This window comes from Streptomyces sp. NPDC058741 (assembly GCF_042746715.1).
In the GTDB taxonomy this organism is placed as follows: Bacteria; Actinomycetota; Actinomycetes; order Streptomycetales; family Streptomycetaceae; genus Streptomyces.
In genome coordinates, this window is record NZ_JBHYQH010000023.1 from 68,448 (window position 1) to 82,519 (window position 14,072).

Sequence of the window (14,072 nt, forward strand, 5' to 3'; positions counted from 1 at the left end):
GGTTCCGTTCCGACGTAAGAAATCGTCAAGAGTCCGGTGAGAACCGCCTGTCGCGCGCACGGCTCCTCCCCGGCCCCGTTCCCACACCCCCCTGCCCCCTCCCCCTCCCCCCTCCCGAACGAAAGCAGCGGATGTGAGCCAGGTCCTCGACCCACCGCCCCCGGTCCCGGCCGCCCGCGACCTCGCGGCCCTCGCCGCCCGCCACGGCCTCTCGGTCAGCGGCGCGAGGCCCTCCCTGCCCGCGTACGTCCGGCAGCTGTGGGCCCGTCGGCACTTCATCACGGCGTTCGCCACCGCCAAGCTCACCGCCCAGTACAGCCAGGCGAAGCTCGGCCAGGTCTGGCAGGTGATGACCCCGCTGCTCAACGCGGCGGTCTACTACTTCATCTTCGGGGTGCTGCTCGGCACCAAGCACGGCGTGCCGGACTACGTCCCGTTCCTGGTGACGGGCGTGTTCGTGTGGACGTTCACGCAGAGCTCGATCATGGCGGGCACGCGCGCCATCTCCGGCAACCTGGGCCTCGTCCGGGCCCTGCACTTCCCGCGCGCCGCGCTGCCGCTGTCGTTCTGCCTCCAGCAGCTCCAGCAGCTGCTGTTCTCCATGGCCGCCCTGGTCGTGATCCTGCTCTGCTTCGGCGTGCCGGTCGGGGTGTCCTGGCTGCTGGCGGTGCCGGCGCTGTTCCTGCAGTTCACGTTCAACGCGGGCGTCTCGATGGTCATGGCCCGGACGGGGGCCAGGACCCCCGACATCGCCCAGCTGATGCCGTTCGTGCTGCGTACCTGGATGTACGCCTCGGGCGTCATGTGGAGCATCGACCAGCTGGCCGACAAGGACCGGCTGCCGCGGGCGGTGACACTGCTGCTGGAGGCCAACCCGGCCGCGGTCTACATCGACCTGATGCGCTTCGCCCTGATCGACAGCTTCCACGCGGACCGGCTGCCGGCCCACGTGTGGGCGATCGCCGCGGGATGGGCGCTGGTCGCCGGAGTCGGCGGCTTCATCTACTTCTGGAAGGCTGAGGAGACGTACGGCCGTGGCTGAGCACCCGAGCGAGAAGACCCCCACCGTCGTCGCCGACGGCGTCGACATCGTCTACCGCGTCAACGGCACCGGCGCCGGACGCGGCTCCGCGACCGCCGCCCTCAACCGCATGCTGCGCCGCGGGCAGACCGAGAAGGCGGCGGGCGTGCGCCGGGTGCACGCCGTGAAGAACGTGTCCTTCGTCGCCTGCAAGGGCGAGGCGATCGGCCTGATCGGCACCAACGGCTCCGGCAAGTCGACCCTGCTCAAGGCCGTGGCGGGACTCCTGCCCGTGGAGAACGGCCGGATCTACACCCACGGCCAGCCCTCCCTGCTCGGCGTCAACGCGGCCCTGATGAACGACCTCACCGGTGAGCGCAACGTGCACCTCGGCGGCCTGGCCATGGGCATGTCCCGCGAGCAGATCAGGGAGCGCCACCAGGAGATCGTCGACTTCTCGGGCATCAACGACAAGGGCGACTTCATCACCCTGCCGATGCGGACGTACTCCTCCGGCATGGCCGCGCGGCTGCGGTTCTCCATCGCCGCCGCCAAGGACCACGACGTCCTGCTCATCGACGAGGCCCTGGCCACCGGCGACCGCTCCTTCCAGAAGCGCTCCGAGCGGCGTATCCGGGAGCTGCGCAAGCACGCGGGCACGGTCTTCCTGGTCAGCCACAACAACAAGTCGATCCGCGACACCTGCGACCGCGTGCTCTGGCTGGAGCGTGGCGAACTGCTCATGGACGGCCCGACGGACGAGGTCCTCAAGGAGTACGAGGCGTTCACCGGCGACAAGGCGGCGAAATCCAAGCCGAAGCCCAAGGCCGCCGTTCCCTCGTGAGGCGCAACCCGGACGGTCCTTTCGCCGCTTCGGTGCCACTATGACCGCAGAATTGCGAGTCGTACGGCACGATGGCGTGAAGCCGTACGGCGAGTCTGGCGAGAAGGAGTCCCGTGATGGCCGAGCTCAGCGTCATCGTCCACGGGCCGAACGTGCAGGACCACCTGACCGGACTGCTCGACTCCCTCGCCGCGCATCCACTGCCCGACGCCGAGGTGATCGTGGCGGCGGTCGGCGACTGGGCCCGGGAGACGGCCGAGCGACACGCCCCGGACGTGCAGGTGGTGCCGTTGCCGGACGGCACGGGCGACGCGGAGGCCCGGGCGGCGGGCGTGGCCCGGGCCGGGGGACGCTGGCTGCACTTCGTCCACGCCAGGGACGGACTGCCCGCGGGCACCCCGCGCACGGTCGCCGAGCGGGTGGCCGCGCTGCCGCCCGCGGTGGACGTGCTGCTGACGGACCATGTGCGCAGCACCTGGCACACCTCGGGCATGCCCTCCCCGGACGGCTCCCTGCTCGCCCGGGCGGGCCGCTCCGACGTCGCCCTCGACGACTGCGCGCCCCTGCTGCGCCTCACCCCGCTGCTCGGCACCCGCGTCCTGCGGGCGGACTTCTGGCGGGCGCACGAGGAGCGGCTCACCACCGACGACGAGGCGTCCGCGGCTCTGGCCGCCCTGCTGCTCGCCGGCCGCGTCGCGTGCCTGCCGCACGTCGCCTACGAGGACCGCAGGCTGCGCCCCGCGAGTCGGCCCCCGCTCACCGCCGAGCAGCGCTACGGGCTGATCGAGCGCTACGAGTCCCTCCTCGACCTCACCCGGGACCGCCGCGCCGCCCACACCGTCCTGTACGAGGTCATGGTCCGCGACTGCCTGCGCACCTTCGCCCGCGGCGGCATGGAGGAGGACGTCGCACGGGAGTTCTTCCGCCGTGCCTCCCTCGCCGCCCTGCGCCGCCGCCCCGAGGGCTACCGCCGCCCCGCCGGCCTCGAAGGCGTCCGCCGCTCCCTGCTCGAAGAGGGCGCCTACGGCAGGTACCGGGCGTTCCAGGCCGCCAACCGCACCCGCCGCACCGCCAAGTCGGCCCTGCGGACCCGCAGGCGCCAGGCGGGCGCCAAGCTCCGCGACCACCAGTACCGCAGGGCGCTGGGCCGCCCGGTCGACCCCCACCTGGCCGTGTTCGCGGCGTACTGGAACCGCGGGGTGGCCTGCAACCCCGCGGCGATCGCCGCGAAGCTCGCCGAACTCGCCCCGTGGACGCACGCGGTGTGGGTGGTGACCGAGCAGAACGCGGCCCTTCTCCCCCCGGGCACCGACCACGTCGTGCCCGGCACGCGCCGGTACTGGGAGGTGCTGGCCACCGCCAAGTACCTCGTCAACAACGTCAACTTCCCCAACGCGGTGGTCAAGCGCCCGGACGCGGTCCACGTCCAGACCCACCACGGCACCCCGCTCAAGCGCATGGGCCTCGACCAGATGGCGTTCCCCGCGGCCGCCCAGGGCCTGGACTTCCAGGCGCTGCTGGAGCGCGTCGACAAGTGGGACTTCAGCGTCTCCGCCAACAGCCACACCACCCGCATGTGGGAACGCGCCTACCCCTCACGCTACGTCTCGCTGGACTACGGCTATCCGCGCAACGACGTCTACTACACGGCCGGCGCCCGCGACGTCCGCGCGGTCCGCGACCGCCTCGGCATCGCCCCGGGCCGCCGGGCCGTCCTCTACGCCCCGACCCACCGCGACTACGAGGCCGGCTGGACGCCCCGCCTGGACCTCGCGACCCTGGCCGACCGGCTGGGCGAGGACACGGTCCTGCTCGTGCGGGGCCACTACTTCTACGGCGGCGCGGCCTCCCCCCTGACCCACCTGCGCCGCACGGGCCGGATCATCGACGTCTCCTCCTACGACCCGGTCGAGGAGCTGTGCCTGGCGGCGGACGTCCTGGTCACGGACTACTCCTCGATCATGTTCGACTACGCCAACCTCGACCGCCCGATCGTGATCCACGCCGACGACTGGGAGACCTACCGCACCACCCGGGGCGTCTACTTCGACCTGACGGCCGAGGCGCCGGGCCCGGTGAGCCGCACCCAGGAGGAACTGACGGAGATCCTCGGCGGCGAGGCCTGGCACGACGACAACGCGGCGAAGACCCGGGCCGTCTTCCGCCGCCGGTTCTGCGAGTACGACGACGGACGGGCCGCCGAGCGCGTCGTCCGCCGTGTCTTCCTCGGCCAGGACGGACGGGACCTGCCGCCGGTGCTGCCGGTCGAGGAACGCACCCCGGCCCCCACCCCGCAGGAGGCGACCGCATGAGCACCCCCGACGTCACCGTGACGGTCATCGTCTACAACGACGCCGAGCGCCTCACCCGCGCGGTCGACTCGGTGTGCCGGCAGACCCACGCGAACATCGAGATCATCGTCAGCGACGACCACTCCACGGACGCGACCCCGCAGGTGGCCCGGCGACTGGCGGCCCGGGACCCCCGGGTGCGCCATCTGCGCCTGGAGCGGAACAGCGGCGGCTGCAGCGCCCCGCGCAACCGCGCCCTGGAGATCGCCCGGGCGCCGTTGCTGATGTTCCTCGACAGCGACGACGAGCTCCCGGAGAACGCCGTCGAACTGCTGCTCGCCGCACACCGCGCACGCGAGATCGACTTCGCGATGGGCGCGGTGCAGCGGATCCGGGTCGACAACGGCCGGCGCTCGACGTGGATGCCGCACCTGGTCGCCGAGCGCCGCACCCTGGAGGGCATCGAGGCCGACCCGCGCCTGTTCTTCGAGCACCTGTCGACGAGCAAGATGTACGCCCGGTCCTTCCTGGAGCGGCACGGCCTGCGCTTCCCCGAGGGCATCCACTACGAGGACCAGCTGTTCTCGGCGCAGGCGTACTGCCTGGCCAAGGCGTTCACGATCATCCCGGAGCCGGTCTACCGCTGGTACGTGGCCCCCTACGCCGCCTCCGAGGCGGCCTCGATCTCCAACCAGCGGCACAAGCTCGCCAACGTCCGCGACCGGATCCACGTCCAGCACCTCATCGACGCGTTCCTGGCCGAGAGCGGGCACGAGTCGCTGCGCGAGGACAAGGACCACAAGTTCCTCAAGCACGACTTCCGCATGTACGCCGGTGACCTGCCCTACCGGGACGAGGAGTGGCTGACGTCCTTCGCGGACCTGGTCACCCCCTACCTCGACACACTCGCCCCGGGCGCCTTCGCCCGCCTCCCCCGAGCCGAGCGCGTCGTCCTGCAGCTGATCCGCGACCGCCGTCTGCCGGAGGCACGGCTGGCGGCACGCGGCCTGGCCCACGGCGTGGCACCGCGGCAGCTGACGACGGACCAGGAGGGCCGCGCGTACTGGGGGGACCGGCTGCCCGGGAGCGCCTGGTCCCGCCGCGAACTGGACATCTCCGATCTGGAGCTGGAGACCCGCGCCTTCCCGTGCGCCCAGTTCCGCCACGAGATCACGGAGATCACCCGGGGCCCGGGCGCCTCCGTCGGCCTCGCCATCCGCACGTACGACCCCGCGCTGCGGTTGTCGGTCGGCCCCCAGCGCGCCGCCCTGCTCATCGCCCCGGGCGGCCGCCGCCTCCACGTCCCCTTCCGTCTCTCCCCGGTCGGCCCGGGCCTCTTCGAGGGCCTCGCCCACCTGGACCTCGCGGCGGCCTCCCTGCCCCTGCCGGGCTTCGCCGGCATCCGCCACCCCATGCTCCGCCTGCACCACCGGGGCCTGGTCAACACGGGTCTGCTGCTGGCACCCCTGGCCTTCCCCGCCCTGACCACCCGCGTCCCCCGCCACCGTCTGACCCTGGAACCGGAAGGCCACGGCCCTGGGCGTCTGCAGGTGCGCTGGGAGCCGGTCGGGGTCACGGCGAAAGTGATCGGGCCGATGGTCCGCCGGGTGGCGAGACCGCGGGTGAAACGGGCGGCACGCCTGGTGGCGAGCGCACTGAAGTGAGCCGCGGGAGCGCATGACGGACGCCCCTGGTCGGCGCGGTGCCGGCCAGGGGCGTCCAGGGCGCCGGGCGCGCTACGAGTGCGTGCGCAGCAGCGTCCTCATCGTGCGCATCGCCACCGACAGGTTGGCGAGGTCGAACGTGTCGGAGGCCTGGATCTCCTCCAGCGTCGAACGGGCGCGGCCGAGGATCGCGGCGTTCTTCTGCTCCCACGCCTTGTAGCGCTGCTCCGGCGTCGAGGTGCCGTTGCCGACGGCCAGGACGTCGGCGGTCAGCGCCGCGTGCGCCGCGTACAGGTCCTCGCGGATCGCCGCGCGGGCCATGGACTGCCAGCGGTCGGCACGCGGCAGCTCGATGATGCGGTCCATGAGCTGGGTGATGCGCAGCCGGTCGGCGAGGTCGTAGTACACGTCGGCGACGTCCATCGGCTCCCGGCCCATGCGGTCGGCGATCGAGACGATGTCCAGCGTCGGGAAGGCGGAGGAGAACCCGGCCACGCGCGTGGCCAGGTCGTCCGGGACCCCGGCGCCCGACAGCTCGTCGAAGATCTTCTGGTACCACTCCAGGTCGGCGCCGCGCAGCAGATGGGGCAGCTGGCCCCAGACCTGCTCGACCCGGTCGGCGAAGAAGTCGATCGTCTCGGCGAGCTGGAGCGGTTGCGGCCGGTTGTTGAGCAGCCAGCGGGTGCCGCGCTCCACCAGGCGGCGGGAGTGCAGCCGGATCCGGGTCTGGACCTCGGCCTCGACCTTGTTGTCGAGCGCCTCGACCCCGTCCCACACCGGCGACTGGCGGAAGATGGCCCGGGCCGCGGTCTGCGCCCGCACGATCTCCTCCAGCGAGGCCCCGGTCTCCTCGCGCAGCCGGTGCAGATACGTCGTACCGCCCGTGTTGACCGTGTCGTTGACCAGCACCGTCGTGGTGATCTCACGGCGCAGCGGGTGGCTGACGAGGTACTCCGGGAACTGCTCGCGCAGCTCGGCCGGGAAGTACGCGTGCAACAGCGTGCTCAGGTACGGGTCGTCCGGGAGCGTGGTGTGCAGCAGCTCCTCGGCGACCGTGATCTTCGTGTACGCCAGCAGCACGGCCGTCTCGGGGCCGGTCAGGCCCTGGCCCTGCGCGAGGCGCTCGCGGATCTGCCGGTCGGTGGGCAGGAACTCCAGGGCCCGGTCGAGGTGGCGCTCCCTGACCAGGTGCTTCATGAAGCGCTGCTGGGCGTGGAGCATCGCCCCGGACTGGGCGAGGGCGTTGGCGATCGCCGTGTTCTGCGCGTAGTTGTTGCGCAGCACCAGGCGGCCGACCTCGTCGGTCATCTCGGCGAGCAGCTTGTTGCGCTGCTTGACGGTCATGTCGCCCTCGGTGACCAGACCGTTGAGCAGGATCTTGATGTTCACCTCGTGGTCGGAGGTGTCCACGCCCGCGCTGTTGTCGATGGCGTCGGTGTTGATCCGGCCGCCGTGCAGCGCGAACTCGATCCGGCCGAGCTGGGTCAGGCCCAGGTTGCCGCCCTCGCCGACGACCTTGACGCGCAGGTCCTTGCCGTCGACGCGGATGGCGTCGTTGGCCTTGTCGCCGACGTCCGCGTTGGACTCGGCCGAGGACTTGACGTACGTGCCGATGCCGCCGTTCCACAGCAGGTCCACCGGGGCGTGCAGGATCGCCTTCATCAGGTCGGCCGGGGTCAGCTTGCTGACCTTGGCCTCGATGCCGAGGGCCTCGCGGATCTGGGCGTTGACGGGGATCGCCTTGGCCGTGCGCGGGAAGACGCCGCCGCCGGCGGACAGCAGGTCCTTGTCGTAGTCCTCCCAGCTGGAGCGGGGCAGCTCGAACAGGCGGCGGCGCTCGGCGTAGGAGGTCGCCGCGTCCGGGTTCGGGTCGATGAAGATGTGCCGGTGGTCGAAGGCGGCCACCAGCCGGATGTGCTCGGAGAGCAGCATGCCGTTGCCGAACACGTCACCGGACATGTCGCCGATGCCGACGACAGTGAAGTCCTCGGTCTGGGTGTCCACGCCCAGCTCCCGGAAGTGCCGCTTGACGGACTCCCAGGCGCCGCGGGCGGTGATGCCCATGCCCTTGTGGTCGTAGCCGGCGGAGCCGCCGGAGGCGAAGGCGTCACCGAGCCAGAAGTTGTACTGCTCGGCGACCCCGTTGGCGATGTCGGAGAAGGTCGCCGTGCCCTTGTCGGCGGCGACGACGAGGTAGGTGTCGTCCTCGTCGTGCCGCACGACGTCCGCCGGGGGCACGACCTCGCCCGCGACCATGTTGTCGGTGATGTCGAGCAGCGCCGAGATGAACGTCTTGTACGACGCCACGCCCTCGGCGAGCCAGGCGTCGCGGTCCACGGACGGGTCCGGGAGCTGCTTGGCGACGAAGCCGCCCTTGGCGCCGACCGGCACGATGACGGTGTTCTTCACCATCTGCGCCTTGACCAGGCCGAGGATCTCGGTGCGGAAGTCCTCGCGCCGGTCGGACCAGCGCAGACCACCGCGCGCGACCTTGCCGAAGCGCAGGTGAACGCCCTCGACGCGCGGCGAGTACACCCAGATCTCGAACGCCGGGCGGGGCGCGGGCAGGTCCGGGATGGCCTGCGGGTCGAACTTCATGGAGACGTAGTCGTGCGGCAGGCCGCCGTCCGCCTCCTGGAAGAAGTTGGTCCGCAGGGTCGCCTTGATGACGGTGAGGAAGGACCGGAGGATGCGGTCCTCGTCGAGCGAGGCCACCTGGTCGAGGGCCGCGTCGACCTCCTCCAGCAGGGCGTCCACGATCTCGTGGCCCGCGCGCTGCCGGTCCGGCGACATCCGCGCCTCGAACAGGGAGACGAGCAGCCGGGTGGTGTGGACGTTGTTGCGGAGGGTGTCCTCCATGTAGTCCTGGCTGAACGTCGACGCGGCCTGGCGCAGGTACTTGGCGTACGCGCGCAGCACCATCGCCTGCCGCCAGGTCAGCCCGGCGCTGAGCACGAGGGCGTTGAAGCCGTCGTTCTCCGCCTTGCCGGTCCAGGTGGCCGCGAAGGCGTCCTGGAAGCGCTCGCGGGCGTCGTCGCCGAAGTGGTCCGTGCCGCCGCCCTGCGGGCGGGGGATGCGCAGGCCGAAGTCGTAGATCCAGGCCACGCTGCGGTCGGTGCAGCGCAGTTCGTAGGGCCGCTCGTCGACGACCTCGACGCCGAGCCGGTTGAGGACCGGCAGCACCGCGGACAGGGAGATCGCGTCGCCCGTGCGGTAGATCTTGAAGCGGCGCTCCTCGGGGGCGGCGCCCACCGGCTCGTACAGGCTGAGGGCGAAGTCCGTGCCCTCCTCGGCGTCGAGCTGCTCCAGGTGGACGAGGTCGGCGACCGCGGCGCGCGGGTTGTGGTCGGCCTTGTAACCCTCGGGGAAGGCCTGCGCGTAGCGGCGCATCAGCTCCGCCGCGTGCTCCTCGCCCAGCTCGGCGTTGAGCGCCTCGGCGAAGGCGTCCTCCCAGGAGCGGGCGGCCTCGACCAGCCGGGACTCGATGCGCTCCTTGTCGGAGTCGGACAGCTCCGGCAGCTCGGTGCCCTGCGGGACGCGGACCACGAAGTGCAGCCGGGACAGGATCGACTCGGTGTTCCAGGCCGTGAAGTCGACGCTGATGCCGCCGAGCTCCTCCTTGAGGATCTCGATGATCCGCAGGCGCACGGCCGTGGTGTAGCGGTCGCGAGGGAGGTAGACGAGGGCGGAGTAGTAGCGCCCGTACTCGTCCTGGCGCAGGTAGAGCCTGAGCCGCCGGCGCTCCTGGAGGTAGAGCACGGAGGTGACGATGGCGCGCAGTTCCCCGACCGGGGTCTGGAACAGCTCGTCGCGCGGGTACGTCTCCAGGATCTGCAGCAGGTCGCGCCCGTCGTGGCTGTTGGGCGAGAAGCCGGCCTCTGCCAGGACCTCCTCGACCTTGCGCCGGATGACCGGCACGCGGCGCACGGACTCGGTGTAGGCGGCGGAGGAGAACAGTCCGAGGAAGCGCCGCTCGCCGATGACGTTGCCGTCGGCGTCGAACTTCTTGACCCCGATGTAGTCCAGGTACGACGGGCGGTGCACGGTCGAGCGGCTGTTCGCCTTGGTCAGCACCAGCAGCTTGTGCTCGCGCGCCTTGGCCCGGGCGTCGGCGGGCAGCCGCTCGAAGGAGGGGCTGACCGGGTGGCTCTCCTGGTCCGAGTGGTGCGGGTCGGCGCGCAGTATGCCGAGACCGGTGCCGGGCACGGCGGCCAGCGAGTCGTCGTCGCGCAGCTGGTACTCGCGGTAGCCGAGGAACGTGAAGTGGTCGTCGGCCAGCCAGCGCAGCAGCTCGCGGGCCTCCTCGACCTGCGGCCCGGGCAGGTCGTCGGGGACGGACTCGTCCGGCAGGCCCTCCGCGAGGCGGAGCGCCGCGTCCCGCATCTTGCTCCAGTCCTCGACGGCCTCACGGGCGTCGGAGAGCACGCGCAGCAGGTCGGCGGTGATCTGCTTCAGGTCGGCCCGGTCGGTCTCGCGGTCGATCTCGACGTGGATCCAGGACTCGACGTGGGCGTCGTGCGGGAGGTCGCCGATGCCGGTCGTCGGCGTGGGCAGCACCTCGATGAGCGCGCCGGTGACATCGCGTCGCACGACGAACTGCGGGTGGATGACGACGTGGATGCCGCGCCCCCGGCGCGTGAGCTCGTTGGTGACGGAGTCGACGAGGAAGGGCATGTCGTCCGTGACGACCTCGACGACGGAGTGGCTGCAGGTCCAGCCGTTCTCCTCCACGGTCGGGGTGTGCACCCGCACGTTGGCCGTGCCCTGGGGGCGGTTCTCGGCCAGCCGGTAGTGGGACACGGCGGCGCCGAAGACATCGACCGGGTCGCGGTCGGCGAGGTCCTCCGGGGCCGTGTGCAGGTAGTAACGCTGGAGGAACGAGAGCAGGGACTCGCGGTCCGGTGCTTCCGGGGCGTCCGGGGTCTCCTCGCCCGTCGACCCGGTCGGTAGGTGCCCCCCGACCGGACCGTTCTCAGCAACCCGGGCGGCCCTCTCGAGCAACTCGGCCTTGGCTTCGTCGAGCTTGGTCTGCATTGTCCTCTGGCTCCTGTCGCGCGCCGTTGCGTGACGTAGAAGGAAGTACGGCCTCTGCGCTTACGACCTCACGTCGTGTCACGGGGTATCCGGTCTGTACCGACGCTATGCCGCAAGGTGAGATGAGCGGGGGTGTCTGAGCCATTCTTGAGGTGTTCCACCGGTGTGACGCTGCTCTCTGCGACGCCTGGGTCCGGATGGTGCTCGGCGTCCCGGGCGTCCTCGATGCCCCGTCCCGCCCGCGAGGACCAGCGATTGCCGCCCGGACACGGATGTCGTCCGTGCTCTCCGGGCGCAGGGCAGGGACGACGGCGTCCCCGCGAGCTATCGCGCTGATCACGCCACTAAGGCTATCGCTCCCCACAGGGGCTCCGTCATGAGCCGTATGTGTACAAAACAAGCCCCGGAAGTTTGACGTTCTGCACAGTGCCGCTACGTGGGAACGGTGGGATGACGGTCCTCCGTCCCCTGCGGCGCCCCCGGCGAGAGGGCTACGCCGCGAGCCGCTCCGCCTCGGCGACGGCCTCCTCCAGCGTGTCCACGACCGGCACGCCCACCGCCTCCAGGCTCGCCCGGCTGTGCGACCCGCCGGTGTACAGCACCGCTCGCGCCCCCACGTGCAGCGCGGCCACCGCGTCGTCCGCGGCGTCGCCGATCACCACGGTCCGCTCCGGCGCCACCCCGCTCAGGGACCCCAGGTGCCGCACCATGTGCTCGGCCTTGCTGCCGCCCGAAGGGCCGGTGCGCCCGTCCACCCGTATGAAGTGCGGCTCGATGCCGAAGCCGCGCACCAGCGGCACCAGCTCCTCGTGCACGTACATGCTCAGGATCGACTGGCTGCGCCCCGCCGACCGCCAGCCGGAGAGCAGTTCGGCGGCCCCCACCGTGAGCTCGCAGGCGGTCCTGTGCTGCGCGTAGTACCGGTGGAAGACGTCGTCCATGCGCTCCCACTCGGCCTCGGTGGGCAGCCGCCCCATGAGGCGCTCGTAGAACTTCGGCACCGGCACGCAGTACAGCTCCCGGTACTTCTGCAGCGTCAGCGGCTCCAGGCCCAGCTCGGCGAAGGCCGCGTTCGTCGCCCCGATGATCGCGTCGATGTCGTGGAACAGCGTCCCGTTCCAGTCCCAGACAATGTGCGCGCCCGTCTTCGTCCCCATGCACCAAAACGTACCCGCCCCCACTGACAATCAAGAGGACGGCGCTTCGATGCGCCCCCGCCGGGTGCTCAGTCCTCGCGTCCCACCAGGTTCGGGATCTCCTGTGTGGCGAACCACAGCAGCTCGTGGTCCTCGGCCCCGTCCACGACGAACTGCGCGTCGTCGTCCCCGCCGTCCGCCGCCGGCAGCGCGTCGGCCGCCGCCGTCACATCGCTCCGGGCGTCCGCCGCGTCGACGTGCACGGACGCGGCCCTGGACAGCGCCACGGGGCCCGAGACCCGCACCTCCCCCAGCGCCGCCGGGTCGAGCCCGCGGTCGGGGTCCGCGCTCACGGCCCGGTCGGGCACGTCCGCGGCGACGACGACCCGGCGCCGCGGCGCCCCCGGATCAGCCGTGAGCAGCCGCAGCGAGGCGAGGGCGGCCCGGCCCAGCGCCGCGTACTCCAGCTCCTCGATGTCGTCCGAGAGGTACCACTCGCGCAGCCCGGGCGTCACGGCGTAGGCGACGAACGGCCCGGCGCCCAGCTCCCCCGTCCTGTACGCCTCGGCGAGACCGGGGAGGGTCAGGGGCACGTAGACACGCATGGGCTGGCCGCTTTCGTGGTCGTCTCGTGGCCGGAGGGCTCCGGAGAGGCCTTCAGGATACGTGCGGGACGTCCTCTTTCGAGTCCCGCCCGGTACCACCCGACGCGTCCACTCCAGTCCGGGGATTCACCCTCCGCACCCGCGCCCCCACAGGGCTCCGACCCACTTCATCACCCGGATAAGTGAACTCTCCGGCGCCTCCGACCCGACGCCGCCTTGCTTGCTCCGCCCCCCGTCGGCCCCGTACAAGATCACCAACCCGAAGTTACTCATCGGTACCGACCGGACCCGCATCCGGCCCACGAAACGGGGACCCCATGTACAAGGTCATGACCAGGACGCACCGCCCGACCACCCACCCCCCGACGGGCACCGCCCCGGGCCGACCCGCCGGACCGGGGACGCACGGCACGGCAGCGGCCACCCCTTCGGCCGCGGGTACTGCTTCGGCCACGGCGACCGGTGGGGCGGCCGACGCGGCACCGGCTGCGCCGGGCACCGGCACGGCACACCGGACGGACCGCCCAGCACCGCCTGCCCGGGGCTCCGCCCCCGCACGCCGCGGGGGCGGCACCGCACCACCCGCTCGGGACACGGCCACGGCCCGCCGGGACGTGACGGCAAGCCGGCGCGCGGTCGCTGTCCGCCAGGACCTGTCCGTCCCGCACTGCCCCGCGGACAGCACCGCCCCACCGGTCCTGAGCGACGTCATCGCGTCCCGAGCGGGCAGCGCCACGCCGCCCGCTCGGGACGCGGCCACCCCGTATGCCGCCGCCCACCCCGCCCCGGCCGCCACCGCGGTGGCCGCCACCGCGGCCGAGGGCCGCTCGCGTTCGCGCACCCCCGGCAGCACCGCCCCACCCCGCACCCCCGGCGGCGGGCGGCGCACACCGGCGGCCGGCGACCGCCCTCCGGGCGCCGCCCGGACCAGGCGCTCTCAGACCCGTCCCACCGACACACGCCCGTCGACCCTCCCCGGCACGCGCCCAGCGGCTCGCAGGACGCCGCAGAGCACCGCCCCGGCTCCCACCGGCGCCCGCACCCCGGCGCCCGCCGAGACCGGCCCCCGCGTCCCGCGGCAGACACCGCGCCGTCCGCTGCGGCACCCTCTGCCCACCGACCGGTTCGCCGATCTGCTCGTCGCCGTCCTGAGCGGCCACCGCCCCGTCCATGCGATGCTCCGCCACACCCGTGGCCGTGCCTACGACGAGCTGGCCTGGCTCGCCGAACGCGGTCCCCTGCGCACCCGCGGCGCCCGCCCCGTCGTCCGGGACATCGGCTACTTCGAACCACGGCCCGGCGCCATCGAGGCCTTCGCCCGCGTCGGCGCCGGCGACCGGCTGCGCGCCATGGCGTTCCGCCTGGAACTCGGCCAGGACCTCCGCTGGCGCTGCACAGCGGTCGAACTGGGCGGCCCCCGCCCGCCCCACACGAACGACGACTGATCCCCGCGACCGGCCGGAAACGGCGAAGCCGA

8 protein-coding genes are annotated in these 14,072 nt (G+C 72.1%); 5 read left to right on the top strand and 3 right to left on the bottom strand.

The annotated features are described in order from the left end of the window. The first annotated feature begins 133 nt into the window (after positions 1 to 133). The 4 genes from ACFW6P_RS19800 (at position 134) to ACFW6P_RS19815 (ending at position 5,820) form a co-directional block, all read left to right on the top strand. Positions 134 to 1,042, top strand: coding sequence for an ABC transporter permease (locus tag ACFW6P_RS19800; RefSeq protein WP_386348667.1), 909 nt, complete (start codon positions 134 to 136; stop codon positions 1,040 to 1,042). After that, entirely contained in the window at positions 1,035 to 1,865 is an 831-nt protein-coding gene (locus ACFW6P_RS19805; protein ID WP_386348670.1) for an ABC transporter ATP-binding protein, read from the top strand. Before ACFW6P_RS19800 ends, ACFW6P_RS19805 begins: the two co-directional genes overlap by 8 nt. Before the next feature lie 116 nt (positions 1,866 to 1,981). Continuing rightward, entirely contained in the window at positions 1,982 to 4,177 is a 2,196-nt protein-coding gene (locus ACFW6P_RS19810; RefSeq protein ID WP_386424275.1) for a CDP-glycerol glycerophosphotransferase family protein, read from the top strand. Further along, positions 4,174 to 5,820 (top strand): glycosyltransferase family 2 protein, encoded by a 1,647-nt coding sequence (locus tag ACFW6P_RS19815; protein WP_386348676.1) that lies wholly within the window; start codon positions 4,174 to 4,176, stop codon positions 5,818 to 5,820. Before ACFW6P_RS19810 ends, ACFW6P_RS19815 begins: the two co-directional genes overlap by 4 nt. Before the next feature lie 72 nt (positions 5,821 to 5,892). On the opposite strand, the gene ACFW6P_RS19820 is transcribed toward ACFW6P_RS19815, so the two are convergent. From ACFW6P_RS19820 to ACFW6P_RS19830, 3 genes are all read right to left on the bottom strand, one after another. After that, on the bottom strand, positions 5,893 to 10,854 hold the full coding sequence (locus ACFW6P_RS19820) for an NAD-glutamate dehydrogenase (protein WP_386424277.1): 4,962 nt from the start codon (positions 10,852 to 10,854) through the stop codon (positions 5,893 to 5,895). A 491-nt stretch (positions 10,855 to 11,345) separates the two neighbouring features. Further along, positions 11,346 to 12,011, bottom strand: coding sequence for an HAD family hydrolase (locus ACFW6P_RS19825; RefSeq protein WP_386348682.1), 666 nt, complete (start codon positions 12,009 to 12,011; stop codon positions 11,346 to 11,348). A 68-nt stretch (positions 12,012 to 12,079) separates the two neighbouring features. After that, positions 12,080 to 12,595 carry a DUF6912 family protein gene (locus ACFW6P_RS19830; protein WP_386424279.1) on the bottom strand — a complete coding sequence of 172 codons (516 nt, stop codon included), beginning with the start codon at positions 12,593 to 12,595 and terminating at the stop codon, positions 12,080 to 12,082. Positions 12,596 to 13,395: 800 nt separating this feature from the next. On the opposite strand from ACFW6P_RS19830, the gene ACFW6P_RS19835 reads away from it, so the two are divergent. Then, entirely contained in the window at positions 13,396 to 14,040 is a 645-nt protein-coding gene (locus tag ACFW6P_RS19835) for an Rv3235 family protein (protein WP_386348688.1), read from the top strand. The last annotated feature ends 32 nt before the right edge of the window (positions 14,041 to 14,072 follow it).